This window comes from Paraburkholderia sp. UYCP14C, from assembly GCF_004197395.1.
Lineage (GTDB): Bacteria > Pseudomonadota > Gammaproteobacteria > Burkholderiales > Burkholderiaceae > Paraburkholderia.
Map to the genome: position 1 here is coordinate 138,338 of NZ_SELS01000013.1, position 15,330 is coordinate 153,667.

General features: G+C 63.9%; 19 protein-coding genes. 1 reads left to right on the forward strand and 18 read right to left on the reverse strand.

The window, feature by feature from the left end; translation table 11 throughout:
- Positions 1-239: 239 nt before the first annotated feature.
- Entirely contained in the window at positions 240-866 is a 627-nt protein-coding gene (locus tag EVC45_RS14730; protein WP_129958707.1) for a uracil-DNA glycosylase family protein, read from the reverse strand.
- Between the two features lie 45 nt (positions 867-911).
- Positions 912-1,460, reverse strand: coding sequence for a DUF488 family protein (locus EVC45_RS14735; RefSeq protein ID WP_129958708.1), 549 nt, complete (start codon positions 1,458-1,460; stop codon positions 912-914).
- 294 nt (positions 1,461-1,754) lie between these two features.
- Between EVC45_RS14735 and EVC45_RS14740 the strand changes: the two genes are divergently transcribed.
- On the forward strand, positions 1,755-3,155 hold the full coding sequence (locus EVC45_RS14740; protein ID WP_129958709.1) for an MFS transporter: 1,401 nt from the start codon (positions 1,755-1,757) through the stop codon (positions 3,153-3,155).
- 33 nt (positions 3,156-3,188) lie between these two features.
- On the opposite strand, the gene EVC45_RS14745 is transcribed toward EVC45_RS14740, so the two are convergent.
- The 16 genes from EVC45_RS14745 to EVC45_RS14820 all read right to left on the reverse strand — a co-directional run bounded on the left by EVC45_RS14745 (position 3,189) and on the right by EVC45_RS14820 (position 15,323).
- The gene (locus tag EVC45_RS14745) at positions 3,189-4,154 is read right to left on the reverse strand and encodes a sulfonate ABC transporter substrate-binding protein (protein WP_129958710.1); all 966 of its coding nucleotides are present in this window, start codon (positions 4,152-4,154) and stop codon (positions 3,189-3,191) included.
- Positions 4,155-4,258: 104 nt separating this feature from the next.
- Positions 4,259-5,086, reverse strand: coding sequence for a MetQ/NlpA family ABC transporter substrate-binding protein (locus EVC45_RS14750; protein WP_129958711.1), 828 nt, complete (start codon positions 5,084-5,086; stop codon positions 4,259-4,261).
- Positions 5,087-5,542: 456 nt separating this feature from the next.
- On the reverse strand, positions 5,543-5,983 hold the full coding sequence (locus EVC45_RS14755; protein ID WP_129958712.1) for a MarR family winged helix-turn-helix transcriptional regulator: 441 nt from the start codon (positions 5,981-5,983) through the stop codon (positions 5,543-5,545).
- A 27-nt stretch (positions 5,984-6,010) separates the two neighbouring features.
- On the reverse strand, positions 6,011-7,906 hold the full coding sequence (locus EVC45_RS14760) for an FAD-binding monooxygenase (protein WP_129958713.1): 1,896 nt from the start codon (positions 7,904-7,906) through the stop codon (positions 6,011-6,013).
- 247 nt (positions 7,907-8,153) lie between these two features.
- A complete protein-coding gene (locus tag EVC45_RS14765; RefSeq protein ID WP_129958714.1) occupies positions 8,154-8,357 on the reverse strand; it encodes a hypothetical protein in 204 nt (67 codons plus the stop codon).
- Positions 8,358-8,450: 93 nt separating this feature from the next.
- Positions 8,451-8,819: a hypothetical protein gene (locus EVC45_RS14770; RefSeq protein WP_129958715.1), complete on the reverse strand. Its 369-nt coding sequence runs from the start codon at positions 8,817-8,819 to the stop codon at positions 8,451-8,453.
- 14 nt (positions 8,820-8,833) lie between these two features.
- Complete coding sequence (locus tag EVC45_RS14775; protein WP_129958716.1) at positions 8,834-9,319, reverse strand: tetratricopeptide repeat protein; 486 nt, start codon at positions 9,317-9,319, stop codon at positions 8,834-8,836.
- Between the two features lie 100 nt (positions 9,320-9,419).
- Positions 9,420-10,199, reverse strand: a complete 780-nt coding sequence (locus tag EVC45_RS14780) for a sigma-70 family RNA polymerase sigma factor (protein ID WP_129958717.1) — start codon at positions 10,197-10,199, stop codon at positions 9,420-9,422.
- Entirely contained in the window at positions 10,196-10,990 is a 795-nt protein-coding gene (gene fliP, locus EVC45_RS14785; protein WP_248295139.1) for a flagellar type III secretion system pore protein FliP, read from the reverse strand. The genes EVC45_RS14780 and fliP overlap by 4 nt, the downstream gene beginning before the upstream one ends.
- Positions 10,987-11,358: a flagellar biosynthetic protein FliO gene (locus tag EVC45_RS14790; RefSeq protein WP_129958718.1), complete on the reverse strand. Its 372-nt coding sequence runs from the start codon at positions 11,356-11,358 to the stop codon at positions 10,987-10,989. Before EVC45_RS14790 ends, fliP begins: the two co-directional genes overlap by 4 nt.
- Positions 11,355-11,684: a flagellar motor switch protein FliN gene (fliN, locus tag EVC45_RS14795; RefSeq protein WP_129958719.1), complete on the reverse strand. Its 330-nt coding sequence runs from the start codon at positions 11,682-11,684 to the stop codon at positions 11,355-11,357. Before fliN ends, EVC45_RS14790 begins: the two co-directional genes overlap by 4 nt.
- Positions 11,681-12,511 (reverse strand): FliM/FliN family flagellar motor C-terminal domain-containing protein, encoded by an 831-nt coding sequence (locus EVC45_RS14800; RefSeq protein WP_129958720.1) that lies wholly within the window; start codon positions 12,509-12,511, stop codon positions 11,681-11,683. The genes fliN and EVC45_RS14800 overlap by 4 nt, the downstream gene beginning before the upstream one ends.
- Positions 12,508-13,701, reverse strand: coding sequence for a flagellar hook protein FlgE (locus EVC45_RS14805; protein WP_129958721.1), 1,194 nt, complete (start codon positions 13,699-13,701; stop codon positions 12,508-12,510). The genes EVC45_RS14800 and EVC45_RS14805 overlap by 4 nt, the downstream gene beginning before the upstream one ends.
- 11 nt (positions 13,702-13,712) lie before the next feature.
- Entirely contained in the window at positions 13,713-14,135 is a 423-nt protein-coding gene (locus EVC45_RS14810; protein WP_129958722.1) for a flagellar hook assembly protein FlgD, read from the reverse strand.
- On the reverse strand, positions 14,125-14,874 hold the full coding sequence (locus EVC45_RS14815; protein ID WP_129958723.1) for a hypothetical protein: 750 nt from the start codon (positions 14,872-14,874) through the stop codon (positions 14,125-14,127). Before EVC45_RS14815 ends, EVC45_RS14810 begins: the two co-directional genes overlap by 11 nt.
- Positions 14,871-15,323, reverse strand: coding sequence for a hypothetical protein (locus tag EVC45_RS14820; protein WP_129958724.1), 453 nt, complete (start codon positions 15,321-15,323; stop codon positions 14,871-14,873). Before EVC45_RS14820 ends, EVC45_RS14815 begins: the two co-directional genes overlap by 4 nt.
- Between the last annotated feature and the right edge of the window lie 7 nt (positions 15,324-15,330).

A 15,330-nucleotide genomic window follows, 5' to 3' on the forward strand; every position in this document is an offset into this window, starting at 1 on the left:
ATGATTAGGGGCGGCCGGCGGGCGCGAATGACGGTGTCCGCTGCTACCGATCGACCTGCGAAAGCGCAGCGTGGCAACGCGTGGCGCACTGCAGCAGAAAAGACCCGAACGGCACGGCGCCGGTGACGACGCGCGTTTACCACGAACGGTGGGTCGCCCGGATCGGCGCGGTTCAGCCAGACGAGATCAGGCAGGAACCTGTAATGCGCGTGTTAGCGCAGCTTCACGATGCGCGGCGCTCAAAGCTCCCCGCCCGCCAACACCGTCCCCACATGCGCACGCAAGGTCGGCAGCACTTCACCTTCGAACCACGGATTGCGCTTGAACCACGCGACATTGCGCGGCGACGGATGCGGCAGCGGCATCAGATGCGGTCCAAACTCGGTCCATCTGACGAGCGTATCGGTCAAGGTCGGGCCAAACGAGTCGCCGAGGCCAAAGCGCTGCGCGTATTGCCCGATCAGCAGCGTCAATTTCACCGAACGCATTTGCGCGAGCAATTCGCGATGCCAGCGGGCGGCGCACTCGGGGCGAGGCGGCAGGTCGCCGCTCGCGCCGCGACCCGGAAAACAGAAGCCCATCGGTACGAGAGCGATCTTCGAAGCGTCGTAGAAGGTCGTGTCGTCGACGCCGAGCCACGTGCGCAGACGCGCGCCGCTCGCGTCGCTCCACGGCACGCCCGACGCATGCACGCGCGCGCCTGGCGCCTGCCCGATGATCAGAATGCGCGACTGCGTGGACGCGGCGAGCACGGGGCGGGGCACGTGCGGCAGCACGGGTGCGCACAGCGTGCAGGAGCGGATCTCTTGAAGCAGCGTGTCGAGCGACGTGTCGTGTTGCGACGGACGTTTGGTGGTAACAGCCATAAAGCGGTGCGGGGTGACTGACGTGCAGTCGTGTCGTGGGCCGGCTCAGTTCTGCGCCTGAGCCGGATAGATCAGCGTGCCGTCGGCCTGGGGCTCGACGCCCGGTGTCATCGTGGCGGCGTTCGTGTGATGCGCGTCCATGATGTGCAGCACGGTTTCGTCGTGCATCAGCAGATAGTCCGCAATGATACGCCGGTGGCAACGCCACCAGACCGCCTCCGAGCACATGATCGCGCAGCGCTGCCGATGACCGAGCGTCAGCAATTGTGCCAGTCCTTCGCGGAACGCGTCGCTCATTGCATAGTCGGCATAGTTGCGAAAGGCCGGATGGGTCCAGTAAGCGTTCGGCGATGGCGCATCGTCCTTGCGTTTGCCGCGGCGTCCGCCGAGTGCGGCGAGATGCACGTAGTCGATGTGTTCCGGCGCGAGCGAGGCGGGCAGCGTGTCGCGATTGAACTGCGGGTTGGTCCGCGAGCGCGGGATACTGCGCACGTCGACGAGCAACGCGATCTGCTCGCCTTTCAGCAGATCGACGAATTCCTGCAACGGATGCGTCGAGTGGCCGATCGTGAAAAAAGGGCGTTTCGCTTTCATGCGTGCCTCGCCGACCCTGATAGCGGCGACTACAGATTTACAACGTGTGACGCGGTAACGTCAACCGCGGTCAACCGCGGCTCGATTCAGATGCCGCATGTGCCATGCCTGACGAGCGCGCGCGTGTACGCGCTCGGTCGCGAAGCCCGGGACCCGGGCGACCGAGCCGGGTAGCCATCATTCTGGTATCGAGTGCAACCTTGCTCCCGCGAGTCAGAGTTGCAACAATGCACCCGCGACGGCGCCCGCGCGGCCCGCAGTCGCTTCCGCACTTTCTTTCGACCTGCTTGCACCATGACCGACGGCCTGCCCAATCCTCAACGTGCGTTTGCGTACCTCGCGATCGCCATCGCGATGACGATGTCGGTGCTCGACACCTCGATCGTCAACGTCGCGCTGCCCACCATCAGCAACGACCTCGCGGTATCGCCCGCGAACGCGATCTGGGTCGTCAACGCGTATCAGCTGGCCATCACGGTGTCCTTGCTGCCGCTCGCGGTGCTCGGCGACAGCCGTGGCTACAAGCGGGTCTACTGCTACGGACTCGCGCTCTTCACGCTGGCGTCGTTCGCCTGCGCGAATGCGCACACGCTGCTGGTGCTGGCGGTCGCGCGCGTGTTTCAGGGTTTCGGCGCGGCCGGCATCATGAGCGTGAATATCGCGCTGGTGCGCTTCATCTTTCCGAAGGCACGGCTTGGCGTCGGCGTCGGTTTATCGTCGCTGGTGGTGGCCGTGTCGTCGGCGGCGGGGCCGAGTATCGCGTCGGCGATTCTGTCGGTCGCGCACTGGCAGTGGCTGTTCCTCGTCAACGTCCCGCTCGGCGTGCTGGCGCTGTCGATCGGTGCGCGCACGTTGCCCGCGACGCCGACCTCGGGCGCTCGCCTGAGCGGCTTGAGCGTCGTGCTCAACGCGCTCAGCTTCGGGCTGCTGATCTCCGGTCTGGCGGCTTTCAACCAGGCCGGCGCGACGCAGCGCGCCGCCGTGATGGTCGCGCTCGCACTGGTGGCCGGCGTACTGTTCGTGCGACGCGAAAGCCGGCTCGCGACGCCGATGCTGCCCATTGACCTGCTGCGCATGCCGGTGTTTTCATTGTCGATGGCGACGTCGATCTGCTCGTTCGCGGCGCAGACGATGGCGTACATCGTGCTGCCGTTCTACTTCGAGCAGACGCTGAAGCTGTCGGAAACACAGACCGGTTTGCTGATGACGCCGTGGCCGCTCGTGACCGCGTTGATCGCGCCAATCGCGGGCCGACTGTCCGACCGGATGCAGCCGGGACGCCTCAGCAGCATCGGGCTCGTCGTGTTCGGCTGCGGCCTCGCGTTGCTGTGCCAGCTCGGCGAGACGGCCACGCGGTTCGACATCGTGTGGCGGCTCGCGGTCTGCGGCCTCGGCTTCGGTATCTTTCAGTCGCCGAACAATCGCGTGATCATCGGCAGTGCGCCACGGCATCGCAGCGGCGGCGCGTCCGGCCTGCAATCGATGGGACGTCTGCTCGGCCAGTCGAGCGGCGCGGTGGTGGTGTCCGTCGTGTTCGGGCTCGTGCATGGCCGGCACCTCACGCTGATTGCCGGCATCGCCGCGGCGCTGGCGTTGATCGCCGCCTGCGTGAGTTCGGTGCGGCGTATGACGGAGCACAGCGACGCGCCGCAGGAGCAACAGACCACGCCGACGCGGCCGGTCTCCGAGCGTTGACGTGGACCCGGCGTCATTGCGCCACCCGTGCGTCTACGCGAGATTCGAGGGCGCCGCCTTCAGCACGTCGACGTGCTTCGGAATCAGGCCGAGATCGAGGAACGTATCGGCGATCTGTTGCTGCTCGCCGAGAATGCCGCGGGTAATCGGCTGCGTGCCGAACTGCTGACGCCGCACCACCACGTCCACGACCTGCTTCGGCAGACCCCATAGCTGCGCGAGTTCGCTCGCGAGCTGATCCTTGTTCTGCTGGCCCCACTGATCGACCTTGTCGAGTTCTTCGATCAGGATCCGGATCACGTCGGGATTGTTCGCCGCATAACTCTGCGACGAAAAATAGAACGCGCGATTGCCGACCACGCCGCTTGCATCCGCAATCACGCGAGCGCCGAGCGATTGCTCCGCCGCGGCGAAGAACGGATCCCAGATGACCCACGCGTCGATCGACGCGCGCTCGAACGCGGCGCGTGCATCGGCCGGCGCGAGGAACACCAGCTTCACGTCGCCGTATTGCAGGCCATGCTGACGCAGCAGCTTGACGAGAAAATAATGGACGTTGCTGCCTTTGTTGAGCGCGATCCGTTTGCCCTTCAGGTCGGCGACCGAACGGATCGTCGATTGCGGCGGCACCAGCACGGCTTCCGACTGCGGCCGCTTGACGGTCGCCGCCACATAGACCAACGGGGCGCCGGCGGCTTGCGCGAAGATCGGCGGCGCTTCGCCGACGTCGCCGAAATCGATCGAGCCGACGTTCAGCGCTTCCAGTTGCACGGGGCCGGCCGCGAACTCGGTCCACGTCACCGATACGTTCAGCGGTGCGAGCCGCTTTTCGAGCGTACCGCGGCCCTTCAACAGATTCAGATAGCCCTTCTGGTTGCCGATGCGAAGCGTGCGCGCGTTGCCTTGCGCGAACGCAAGCGGTGCCGCCGCGGCCGCTGCGGCGCCGAGAGAAAGTTTCAGGAAGGTGCGGCGGTCGTGGAGCGTGCGGGTAATGGACATGACGGGCGATACGATCAGGTGGGCAATCAAGAAGGTGGGATGCGCGGCGGCCGAAGCGCCGCCGCTCGTGTCGTGCGTGATTCGCGCGTTAGGTGTGCGTCAGCTCAGTGCTGGGGCGCGCCATCCCATGCCGGCAGCGTGGCGCCGTGATAGACGGTCAGGATCGCCGAAGCGACGTTGGCCTGCTGGTAGCTATCGACGATCGTCTTCACCCACGCCGCGTTCGCGTCTTTCGCATTGACCGCGATGAAGTTGCGATACGGGTTGCCCGGCACCTTCTCCTGCGCGATGCGTTCCTGCGGAATCTTGATGCCCGCTTTGATCGCCCAGTCGGTATTGACGACGGCCGCGTCGAGGTCGCCGATCGCACGGCCGACGATGCCCGCGTCGAGTTCCTTGATCTGGATGTGCTTCGGATTGTCCGCGATGTCGCGCGCGGTCGGCAGCAGACCGACGTCCGGGCGCAGCTTGATCAGTCCGTTCGCCTGCAGCAGAAGCAGCGCGCGGCCTTCGTTGCTCGGATCGTTCGGCACGCCGATCGTCGCGTTCTGCGGCAGCGCCGCGACCGACGTTACTTTGCGCGAGTAGAGACCGATCGGCTGCACATAGGTATAGCCGACGGGCACGATCTGATAGTGGCGCGCCGCGATCTGCGCGTCGAGATACGGCTTGTGCTGGAACGAGTTCGCATCGAGGTCGTGTTCCGCGAGCGCTTCGTTAGGCTGCGTGTAGTCGGAGAACGTCGTGATCTTGACGGTGATGCCCTGCCTGGCGGCATTGGCCGCGACCGCGCGCCACACGTCTTCGTCCTCGCCGGACATGATGCCGACGCGCACCGTTTGTCCCGCCGCGAGCGCGGGTTGCGCGCTGACGATGCCGCATGTAACGAGAACGGAGAATAGTGCGGCCCGGAGTGCTTTGGTCGTAGTCATGTTTTGAAAGCGATCGAAGTGATGGTCCGCAGATCGTAGAGAGGCATTCGTTAGCGCACAAATAATATCGAGCGCTATCGTTATCGCGATTCAGCGCAAGCGGCGGGATGAGGTGCATTGCGCTTCTGGGAATAAGCTAAGTGCAATTCGACGCCATTCGTTAGGGCGTATCCGGACCGCGTGAACAGACTCTTTCAGCCGTCCAGTTCGCCGCGCTGGAATGAAGCGAGCCGTAGCGAGGTTTGCGGACGCTGGCTCGTGCGAATGCAGGCTGGCGCGGATTTCGTTTCAGGTGGCGTGCTGGAACAAAGGTGCGGTCTCGCGCGCGTCGTCCGTCATTTGCTTTAGAACGACACCCTCGTTCTAGCCTGGCGGCGGCGGGGAGCGGCTATGGGAGCCGGAAGGGAGGCGCCGTCTACGGACCGCGACGGCAGACGGTCTTCAGCAGCTAGCGCATCAAGCCTGCGGCGGCAACAGCGCAGCAAGCAGTCGACGCAACTGCGCCGACTCGCTCGCCGACAGCCTTTCAGTGAGAATGCGCTCGACCTGCTCGACGCGCGGACGCAACGCAAAGAGCTGCTTCTTACCGGCAGCGGTGAGAAACAGCACATAGCTGCGCTTGTCGACAGGATCGTCGGCGCGCTCGATCAGGCCGTTGCGCACCATGCGCGCAACGAGATCGGCAATCGTCGAACGATCCACATCGAGTTTGTCTCCGAGTTGCCGCTGACTGACGCCGGGTGTCTCGTGCAAGACCTCGAGCGCCGCGTACTGCACGCTCGTGATCTCCGTGGAAACCTCGCTCAGCCAGACCGCTGCATGGCGCTGTTGGGCACGGCGCACCAGGCTGCCAGTAAATTTGGGGAGCGCGGCGGCGTCTTCAGGTTTGGTCGGCAATTTCGGAGTGTCGGATTTCGTTGTGGTTTAACGCACGCGAAAGATGGGCCGGAAGAAGGCGTTCAACTCCGCGTACGCATTCAAGGGGAGAACATGGGCCACGTATTGATCGGGACGTACCACGACGAGTGCGCCTTGTTCGCGATCGATGCCGCGCTCGTCGAAGATATCAGTCGTCGCGTCGCTCGTAAATGCCTTTTCGTAGTCGATCAGACCGTGCCGACCCTTGCGCGGCAGCAGCAGGGCGGGGATGTCCTGCAAACGCACTTCGCGATGCGGCTGTTGCAGCACGGCGCGCAGATCGAAAACGCTGTCGACGTCGGCTTCTTTCGGCGTGAAGCGCCGCAATACGGAATCAGGCGATTTGTCGAGATGCTCGCACAATGCATCGAGCGCGCGGCGCGATGCGTCCGCGAATGCGTACAGGCGCCAGCGGCCGTCCGCTTGCGCGGCGTGCCCGAGGTGGAACGGCTTTGCATCGGCGAGGCGAACCACCGGCGACGAGTGAAAGCGCGTGCCGATCGCGAAGCCTTTGGCGAGCGCCTGATGCGTCGCTTCACCGGTCAGGGTGGCCGGGCGGTAACGCGTAGCGACGCCAGCCGTGTAGCGGCCCGCACGAACGAAGTACGCCTGAAGCTCGGCGGGATCGACGCCGCCCGCCTCGGGCCGGCTGGGGTCCTTCGGCGGCGCGGCCATCATGGCCGACCATTCCTTGTCGAAATCGATCAGTTCCTGCGCGATGGGTTGGCGCTCATCCGAATACGTGCGGAGCAGATCGGCGTCGCTACGTCCCTCCAGCACCGCGCCGAGCTTCCAGCCTAGATTGAAGCTGTCCTGCATCGACACGTTCATGCCCTGGCCTGCTTTCGCGCTATGCGTGTGGCAGGCATCGCCGGCGATGAACACACGAGGTTCGCGCGAAGAGCCGTCGGCGGCGATCGCGTCGTCGAAGCGGTCGGTGAGGCGCTGCCCGACCTCGTAGACCGAGAACCACGCCACTTCTTTCACGTCGAGCGTATAGGGGTGGAGGATGCGCTGCGCCGTCTCGATGATGCGATCGACCGTGATCTGCTTGATGCTGTCGCGGTTCTCCGGGGTGACATCGCCGAGGTCGACGTAGAAGCGCACGAGATATCCGCCTTCACGGGGGATGATCAGCAGGTTGCCCTTGCTCGCGGACTGGATTGCAGCCTTCAGCCGAATATCCGGAAAGTCGCTGACGGCCAGCGCGTCCATCACGCCCCACGCATGGTTGGCCGCGTCGCCGCGCAGCGTTTGTCCGATGGCGGTGCGCACCCGGCTGCGAGCGCCGTCGCAACCGACGACATAGCGCGCACGCACGGTCACGGTCTCGTCGAGCCGCGCGGGGTCGGTGTGCCGCAGCGTGACCAGCACCGGGTATTCGTTCGTATCATCGCGCTGAAGGTCGACGATTTCGAGGCCATAGTCAGGTTCGATCCGGCGCGCGGAGCGGCGCATCACGTCGAGCAGATATTCCTGGATACGCGCCTGATTGACGATCACGTGTGGAAATTCAGAAAGGCCTGTTTCGGTGTCCTGAACTCGACCGGTACGACCGATCGCGCCGCGGTCATTTGCATCGGGTCGCCAGAAGACCGTTTCATTTACCCAATAGGCTTCTTGCAGCAGACGTTCGCTGAGGCCGAACGCATTGAACATTTCGACCGTACGGCACGCTACGCCATCGGCCTGTCCCATCTGCAACGGTCCGTCGCGACGCTCGACGATGCGCGTGCTGATCGAGGGGAATTGCGACAGCTGCGCCGCCAGCACGAGTCCGGCAGGACCGCTGCCGACGATCAGCACATCGACCGTGTCGGGCATCTGCGCCGCATGCGCATGGCTGATGGCCGGCTCGATCGTCGGATCGCCGACCCGGAAACCGTTGAGATGAAATTGCATGACGTCGTCCTCCGTTCAGTAGATATCCTGCTGAACGGAAATATACTCCGTACACCAACCATTTTAAAGCGCTTTGTGCGTGGATGGATGTTTACCCTGGCTGGGAACCGCGCTGGTGGAATGGCCGTAACGGCCGGGAATGCCGCGTCAGTCCTGCGTCATGCTCGTTGCGCGGTACCTCGACCGGCGGCGGGGCGAAGCACCGTCATGGCGGGTGTAATGGGTGCGGGTGGGGTCGGTGATCGAGCTATCGACCGTGCCGACCGCCGCCATGTCCCCCCCAGTAGCCGCCAACGCCGATGCCCAGACTGACGGACGGCGCGGCGTAATACCCTGGACCATAGCCATAGGCGGGAGCCGGCTCGTAACCGTAGCCATAGCTGGGCGGCGGGGCGACGACGCAGCCAGCCAGGCCGATCGATAGGAGCATTGCAAGAAGTAGCCTAGTCATGATCATTTCCTCCGATTATCGAGGATGAACAGTTCCAGCAACTACCGTACCCAAGGGCGTACCCTTCCATCACGGTTCATCAAGCAGCGGATCTTAGCCGCCGATGATCTCGCGCAGCACATGACGCGTCTCGAGCTGTTCGGACAAACACCCGCTGACCCATTCGCTCATCTGCTGGAAAGAGGGATCGTTGGCCATTTCTTCGCCGAACTCGCGCAGCAACAGCAGATTGACCACCGCACGAAAGAACTGCCGCTCGTCGTCGACACCTGCCGCGCGCAACGTGTCGATCCGCACCCGAATCGCGTCAGGCAGGCTGCCCGCGGTCGACAGCGGTTGACCGGCCCGCATGGAAGCTGCCGCGCTGCGGCCGGAGGCAGTCCGCTCTTCCCGTTGCTGTTTTTCGGCGAGTTGCTGCCGCAGCAACTGCATTGCCTGAGTGAGGGTCGAAATGGGATCCATGGCGCGGCCGCGTATCAGTGACGGGTCTGGTTGTTCTGATAGCCCGACAGCAGCAGATGGTCGTGTTGCGCCGTGGAACTGTCTTCCGTGTGATCCGCTCGCTCGGCCTCGGTGGTCAACTTCTCGATTACCGCGCGGACATAGGCGTTGACCAACGGATGCTGCTGATTGAGTTGCATGCCGCGATTGAGCTTGTCGAGCGCGTCATCGAACCGATCGTCGGCAAGACTCAGCAGGCCATCTTTGAGCACGCGCAACGCGTCGTCCTCGGCCAGCCGATCCAGCGGCAACCAGCTTCGCGATGCCTGTGCAACGAGCCCGTTCAGCAGTTCGAGAAGCCCCAGCATGAAGCTGGCGATGTGAAGATCCGGCGCGAGGGTCACCGCCTGAACGAAATCGGTGCGCGCTTCGCCGTGTCGGCTCTGACTGGCGTAAACCGAGCCGCGCAGGAACCACAGTCGAGCATCCAGCGGCCAGCCGGCGAGCGTTTCGTTCAGCACGTCGAGTGCGTGTTCATCGGTGCCCTGCATGGCGGAGAGGACGGACGACATGATGCCATCGTTGCAGTGCGTAGGGGAATCGTGTTCATGAGTCATGGTTTTAGCCCGTGATATGCAGATGCTGGGTATTGCCGAGCAGGTCGCGCAGATCGAGCAGCGCACCGCGATGCAACTGTGAGATGCGGCCTTTGGTTACGCCGAATATGTCGGCAATCTGCTCCAAGCCCAGTCCATGAAAATAATGGTAGCGGATGATCTTCTGCTCGCGCGCCGGTAATCGTGCGACGGCCGTATGCAATTTCTCGGTTGTCTGCCTCCATGCGATGGTCTGATAAGCGGTTGCAGATGGCGCGGCCTGCGGGGCGGACTCCTCGACTATGCCGGTATCGTCGAGCATGAAGCCGATCGCGAGGCCCGCGGCGAGCGTCGCGAGAGCCTGGAAGGTATCGGATTGCTTGCCCGTGCCAGCGGACGCTGCCAGAGATGCAATACGCTCGCGCTGTATCCGTTTGCGCAGAGCGATCTGTTCCTGCGCATCGCTCAGGCGCTGTACGCCGGTCAACACGTTGCCTCTGAGGCGCGGCGTGCAGAAGGTGCGAAACGACACGCCGCGCTCGGATTTGAATCGGTCGATCGCTTCGAGCAGACCGACGCAGGCAAGCTGCAGAAAGTCCTTGAACTCGACGTCGTCGTGATGCCGCCCTGCGTACAGTTGAGCGGCGAGCGCCCGCGCGTAGGGCAGAAAGTGGGCGAATACGGCTTCGCGCGCTTGCGGACCGCCTTCGTCGCGTAGCGCGGCCCACAGGCCCTCCTCCAACACGGACGCCAGGGTTTCGCCGTGCACTTCATTGGCGTTCGCATCCTGCAGCGGCAGCTTCATTTGAAGCTGCCCAGCACGCCGTGCAGCACGAGGCTCCAGCCGTCCACCAGCACGAACATCAGCACTTTGAGCGGCAATGAGATCGTCGCGGGCGGCACCATCAGCATACCGAGCGACAGCAGCACGCTCGACACGACGAGGTCGATCAGCAGAAACGGCAGCAGGATCACAAAGCCGATCTGAAACGCGACGCGTAGTTCATTGAGGATGAACGCGGGCGTCAACTGCAACAGGCTGACATCAGCTGGTGTCTGCGGCAGTGGCTGTTGCGACATTTCGTACATCAGCCTGAGCTCATCCTCGCGCACCTGGCGCAGCATGAAATCGCGTATCGGCGCGGTACTGGTGTCGAGCGCGTGAGCCAGGTCGATCTGACCGTGCATGAATGGCTGCAGCGCGTCGTGGTTGACTACCTGCAACGTCGGCAGCATCGCGAACACCGTCAGGAACAGCGCGAGGCTGATCAGCACGGGTGTCGGCGGCGTTTCCGGCATGCCGAACGCGTGGCGGATCATCGACAGCACGATGACGATGCGAATGAATGCCGTCATCGACACGATCAGTGCGGGGGCGACGCTGAGCAGAGTGAGTAGTGTCGCAATGCGCACCGTTTCAGATACGCCCTTGCTATTCGCGATGAGTCCGGTCGCGGAACCAGATAGCGACAGCATGCCTGCGTCGGCGCTGTGCGCGATTGGCGCTGCGGCCGCGAATCCGGCATACAGGCAGATGCCGCCTATCGACAGCGCGATCAGCCAGCGCCGTGCGTCGAACCGACTTCGTTGCATCATGCTTCACGCGCTCCGTCGCGCCGATCGTGGGCGTCCAGCAGCTTGACACCGCTTGCATCCGAGGCGAGCAGCACGACGCGGCTGTCGTATTCGATCAGGTGAAGCGTCACGCGCGGGCCGAGACGCAGGGACGCGGCTGCTGCGATTCGCGGCGTGCCGCTCGACCACGAACCGCCCGTGCCGATTCGCTGGCTGCGTCGCAAAAGCAGGATCGCAACGATACCAAGCGCGACGCAACACGCGAGCGCGATGCCGACGCGCATCACGTCGACGCCCGCGAGTGCGAGGCCGGTTGCCGATAACGCCTGTTGGCCTGCTGCCGCGTCGCTGGCGCCTTGCAGCCATGCGGCCGGAGTTGAAGCGGTCATGGATGCGTCGAAATTTCAGTGATGCGGATGCCGAACTGCTCGCCGAGCGCGACGATCTCGGCGCGCGCGACAGTCTTGTCGTTGAGCAACACGTCGACGGTATCGCCGAGATGACGATCGAGTTCGACCACCGCACCGGATTGCAGTGCCAGCAGTTCCTTGATCGACATCTCGGCTGAGCCGAGGCGGATATCGACGGTGACCTTCACTTCTTCGAGCAGCGCCAGCTGCGGATAGGTCGTGTCGCGTTCGTCGTAGTGCGGTTCTTGTTCGGGAAGATCGACACGCGTGACGAGCGCTCGAGTGGATGGGGTACTCAGGGTCATGGGGTAGCGGGCGCGGCTATCGAAGTTAGTTGAATGGAAAATTTGCCGCCGTGCTGTCCGGGCATGCCGGCGGCGATGGGGATGGGTCGTCCGCGATCTGACTGTGCCAACTGCAATGCGATCGGCTCGGTAATCGTATGGTCGAGCCGGATCACGTCGCCAACGGCGAGCGTGGCCAGTTGCGGTACGCTCAGTTCGCACTGCCCGAGCATCGCATGGAGCGACACGCGGCTCGATCCGACGGCGGTGCTGCGAAGCGATTCGGCCCGTGTGTTCGCTGCATGCACCGGCGGATTGCTTAAGGGCAGACGCGACCACAGCGTCGGTGCGCCGCAGACGAGCGTGAGGACGCTCTCGCCGCTCGCGTTGCGCAAGCGGAAGCTGGCCCCGCCGTAGCGAAGCCGCGGCGTATCGACGTTGCTTGTCTTGATGAGGTCCGCGGCAGTCTCGCGTTCTGGCGACAGCGCTGCGCCGATTGCGTCGAGCAGCTCGTCGACGAGCAGTGTTCCGACGTCCGCGAGCACGGGTGCGCATGCGTGCCCGGTCAGCGCGAAGGACTTCGGCAGATCGAGCGCCTCGTTGACCAGCATGGCGATCTGCCGAGGCTCGGCGAACAGCCAGACGTCGTCGCCGATCGACCACGACTCGCATTGGTCCGAACACCGCACGCTGTCGGACGGATCGAGTAGCGCCACGGCTTCGACCATCAGCGCGGGCGTGGCCAGCCATGCCTGCTGCCACGGAGCAAGCGCGCTCGTGAGCCACGCCGCGCCGGCGGCGAGGTCGCGCCCGCCAAGCGGCCTCCAGTGGATCGGCTCGACGCTCATCCCTGACCTCGCATCTGGAACAACTGCATGATCATTTCATTGGCGGTACTGATGACCTGCGACGACGCCTGGAAGCCGCGCTGAATCAGGATCAGCTGCCCAAATTCGGTCGACAGATCGACGTTCGACGCCTCGGTCGCGCCCGCGATCAGTTGACCTACGCCCGCGCCGTTGCTGGCGCGATATTGCGGCGGTGACGCGTGCGATGCATCGAACAGACCATTGCCCTGTTGCACCAGTTGCTGCGAATTCGCAAAGCTCGCGAGCGCGATCGCGCCGAGCTTGTCGGTTTGCCCGTTGGAATACTGCAGCACCAGTTGCCCGTCTATATCGACGTTCATCGACGACAACGTGCCGGTCCCATAGCCGTCCTTGTCCGACACACGCAGGCTCGAGAAGCTGCCAGCGGAGAAGCTGGTGACGCCGGTCGAAAAATCGAGCTTGACGGTGAGCGGCGGCGCGTCGGGGGAAGTCAGCGTGAAATCGATCTGGTCGCGCCCCGGCTCGGGAATACCACCGTTGAACTGCAGCGTGCCCTGCTGGACCGGTATGTTGTTTTCGTCGGTCACCGTCACCTGCCAGCGGCCGGGAACGATGCTCGAATCGGGCGCGAACGCGAGCGTCAGCGCGTGCTCGCCGCCGTTCGCGTCGTAGACGTTGACGTTCGGAATCGAGAAGTTGGTCGAACCCGACGACAGGTTGTCCGAAAAGCGGATCACCGTCGTCGCTTGCGGCGGGCTGATCCGTTTGCCGGCGAGGGAAATCGGACCGAGGCTGCCCGACGCGGTCAAGGCGGCGAGTTTCAATCCCGTTGCCTTGTCCTCGATGAAGCCGTCGTCGCCGACGGCGAACTGACCGGTGCGGGTGTAACGCGCGGTGTTGCCATCGAGCAGCGTCAGAAAGCCGTTGCCCTGAATGGCAAGATCGAGCTGGCCATCACTCGCGCGCAGATCGCCCTGCGCGAAATTCAATGACGAGTAACCGTACTCGACGCCGCTGCCGAATTGCATCGTGTTCATCGCGCCTGGTTCGGCTCGCGCGAACTGTTGACCGTAGTACAGATCGGCGAAGCCTGGCGTCGAGGTCTTGAAGCCCGCGGTGTTCAGGTTCGCGACGTTATTGCTGATGGTTTGCAGGCCTTTCGCGTACGCCGTCAGCCCGCTCATGCCGATGTAAATGCTTGCTAGCATAGAAATCTCCGTTAAGAACCCGTCGTCTGGCGCACCGCGACGATCTGCGAAATATTGGCGTTCGTCAGAAATTCGCCACTCTCGGTTTCGATCGTCAACTGCGGTTGAGAATCCTTGAATGACACGCTCTTGACTACGCCGCTCAGCAGCGCTGTGTCGGTCTGCACGTCGACGTTGCGGCCGAGCAGGCCGAGCGTCTGCGTGGCCGACTGGACCGACAGCAGGTTGTCGATCTTGTCGGTCATCTGGCGTGTCTGTTCGAGCGACGTGAACTGCGCGAGCTGCGAGACGAACTCGAAGTTGTCGACTGGCTTGAGCGGGTCCTGATAGGTGAGCTGCGTCAGGATGATCTGCAGCAGCGATTGCATGTCGAGACCGATCGAATCGATACGGTTGCCGACGTCGCTGGTCGGGCTGATCGGATTAGTAGCCATGAGCGATGCCTTGCGATGTGGTCGGAATGTGTTCGACACCGTTGACGGTGAGCCGCACGGCGCGCGGCATGGCGCGGCGCAACTCGTCGCGGGCGTGCTGGGTGAGCGCTTCGGTTTCGTCAACGTTCGCGTTACCGAGGTTGATGCGCAACGCGACCGACACGCCGGCTTCGCCGGTCATCACGGTCAGGCGATAGGGCGTTGGCGCGCTGCCGGCATTAGCAGCTCGCGCGGCGATCGATGCAGCGGGCGAAGCGGTGCGAGGCACCCTGTGCGGTATGGCGTGGTCGCGCGACAGTACCTCGTGAACAGTGCTTCCCGATGGTGCGAAAGACGAAGTCCCGACCACGATCGGCCACACCGCGCTGCGCATTGCGTTGGCGCCATCGCGATCCAGCATCTCAGGCCCGGTGCCGGGCGCATGCGGTTCAACCTCGACGCGAGCGGATGCCACCGATACGTAGCCATGGGGCTCACTCACATTGTCAGCGGACGGAGAGCGAGCATCGGAGCGTGGATCGAACGCAGGCGCGCTGTCGTCGCGCCCCGCTGGTGCACGTCGCTGTGGTGCGAGCTTCGGATCTTCGCTCATCGCGCCGGCCTTCGCGCCCGACCACATGCCTTTCTCCATCACCCGCAATACCTGGTCGAACGCGGTGGGCCTGGCATCAGGAGCGGTGCGCGAACCTGATGCCGACATCGTTGCATCGCGCCACGGCGAGAATGCAGTGAGCTTCATGGGCGCGTCTCCCGCGACAGATACATGTCCTCGATCCGGCTCGCACTCTGTTCTTCGCGTTGACGTTCGAATTGCCGCCCGGCCCTGGCGGCCACGCCACGAGCGTGCTCGGCTTGCTGTTCCTGGCGCGCCAGCACTGCGCGCTCTCGTTCGACACGGCTTGCGGCATCGCGCGTATCCCGTTGCGCGTGCAGATGGGCGGTGCGAACCGAGGCGAGCGCGCCGGCCCAATTGGACGCGACCTCCGGCGACAAGCCGTCGCGCGCCTGCAACGCATCGCGCCATTGCGCGACATGGGCATCGACGCTCGCACAAAGTGACTGCTCGCGCACGCGACTGCGCTCATGGAGTTGGACGACTCGCACCGTTTCCAGGCGCGCGCGTTCCACTTGCAGTCGACGCAAACCGGCGATTTCTCGCGCCATTTCGAATTGGCGACGTTTTTTCATGGATGAC

Coding starts and splice junctions, on each gene's coding strand:
- EVC45_RS14730 (WP_129958707.1), bottom strand. CDS start 866: ATGGCTGTTACCACCAAACGTCCGTCGCAACACGACACGTCGCTCGAC.
- EVC45_RS14735 (WP_129958708.1), bottom strand. CDS start 1,460: ATGAAAGCGAAACGCCCTTTTTTCACGATCGGCCACTCGACGCATCCG.
- EVC45_RS14740 (WP_129958709.1), top strand. CDS start 1,755: ATGACCGACGGCCTGCCCAATCCTCAACGTGCGTTTGCGTACCTCGCG.
- EVC45_RS14745 (WP_129958710.1), bottom strand. CDS start 4,154: ATGTCCATTACCCGCACGCTCCACGACCGCCGCACCTTCCTGAAACTT.
- EVC45_RS14750 (WP_129958711.1), bottom strand. CDS start 5,086: ATGACTACGACCAAAGCACTCCGGGCCGCACTATTCTCCGTTCTCGTT.
- EVC45_RS14760 (WP_129958713.1), bottom strand. CDS start 7,906: ATGCAATTTCATCTCAACGGTTTCCGGGTCGGCGATCCGACGATCGAG.
- EVC45_RS14765 (WP_129958714.1), bottom strand. CDS start 8,357: ATGACTAGGCTACTTCTTGCAATGCTCCTATCGATCGGCCTGGCTGGC.
- EVC45_RS14770 (WP_129958715.1), bottom strand. CDS start 8,819: ATGGATCCCATTTCGACCCTCACTCAGGCAATGCAGTTGCTGCGGCAG.
- EVC45_RS14780 (WP_129958717.1), bottom strand. CDS start 10,199: ATGAAGCTGCCGCTGCAGGATGCGAACGCCAATGAAGTGCACGGCGAA.
- fliP (WP_248295139.1), bottom strand. CDS start 10,990: ATGATGCAACGAAGTCGGTTCGACGCACGGCGCTGGCTGATCGCGCTG.
- EVC45_RS14790 (WP_129958718.1), bottom strand. CDS start 11,358: ATGACCGCTTCAACTCCGGCCGCATGGCTGCAAGGCGCCAGCGACGCG.
- fliN (WP_129958719.1), bottom strand. CDS start 11,684: ATGACCCTGAGTACCCCATCCACTCGAGCGCTCGTCACGCGTGTCGAT.
- EVC45_RS14800 (WP_129958720.1), bottom strand. CDS start 12,511: ATGAGCGTCGAGCCGATCCACTGGAGGCCGCTTGGCGGGCGCGACCTC.
- EVC45_RS14805 (WP_129958721.1), bottom strand. CDS start 13,701: ATGCTAGCAAGCATTTACATCGGCATGAGCGGGCTGACGGCGTACGCG.
- EVC45_RS14810 (WP_129958722.1), bottom strand. CDS start 14,135: ATGGCTACTAATCCGATCAGCCCGACCAGCGACGTCGGCAACCGTATC.
- EVC45_RS14815 (WP_129958723.1), bottom strand. CDS start 14,874: ATGAAGCTCACTGCATTCTCGCCGTGGCGCGATGCAACGATGTCGGCA.
- EVC45_RS14820 (WP_129958724.1), bottom strand. CDS start 15,323: ATGAAAAAACGTCGCCAATTCGAAATGGCGCGAGAAATCGCCGGTTTG.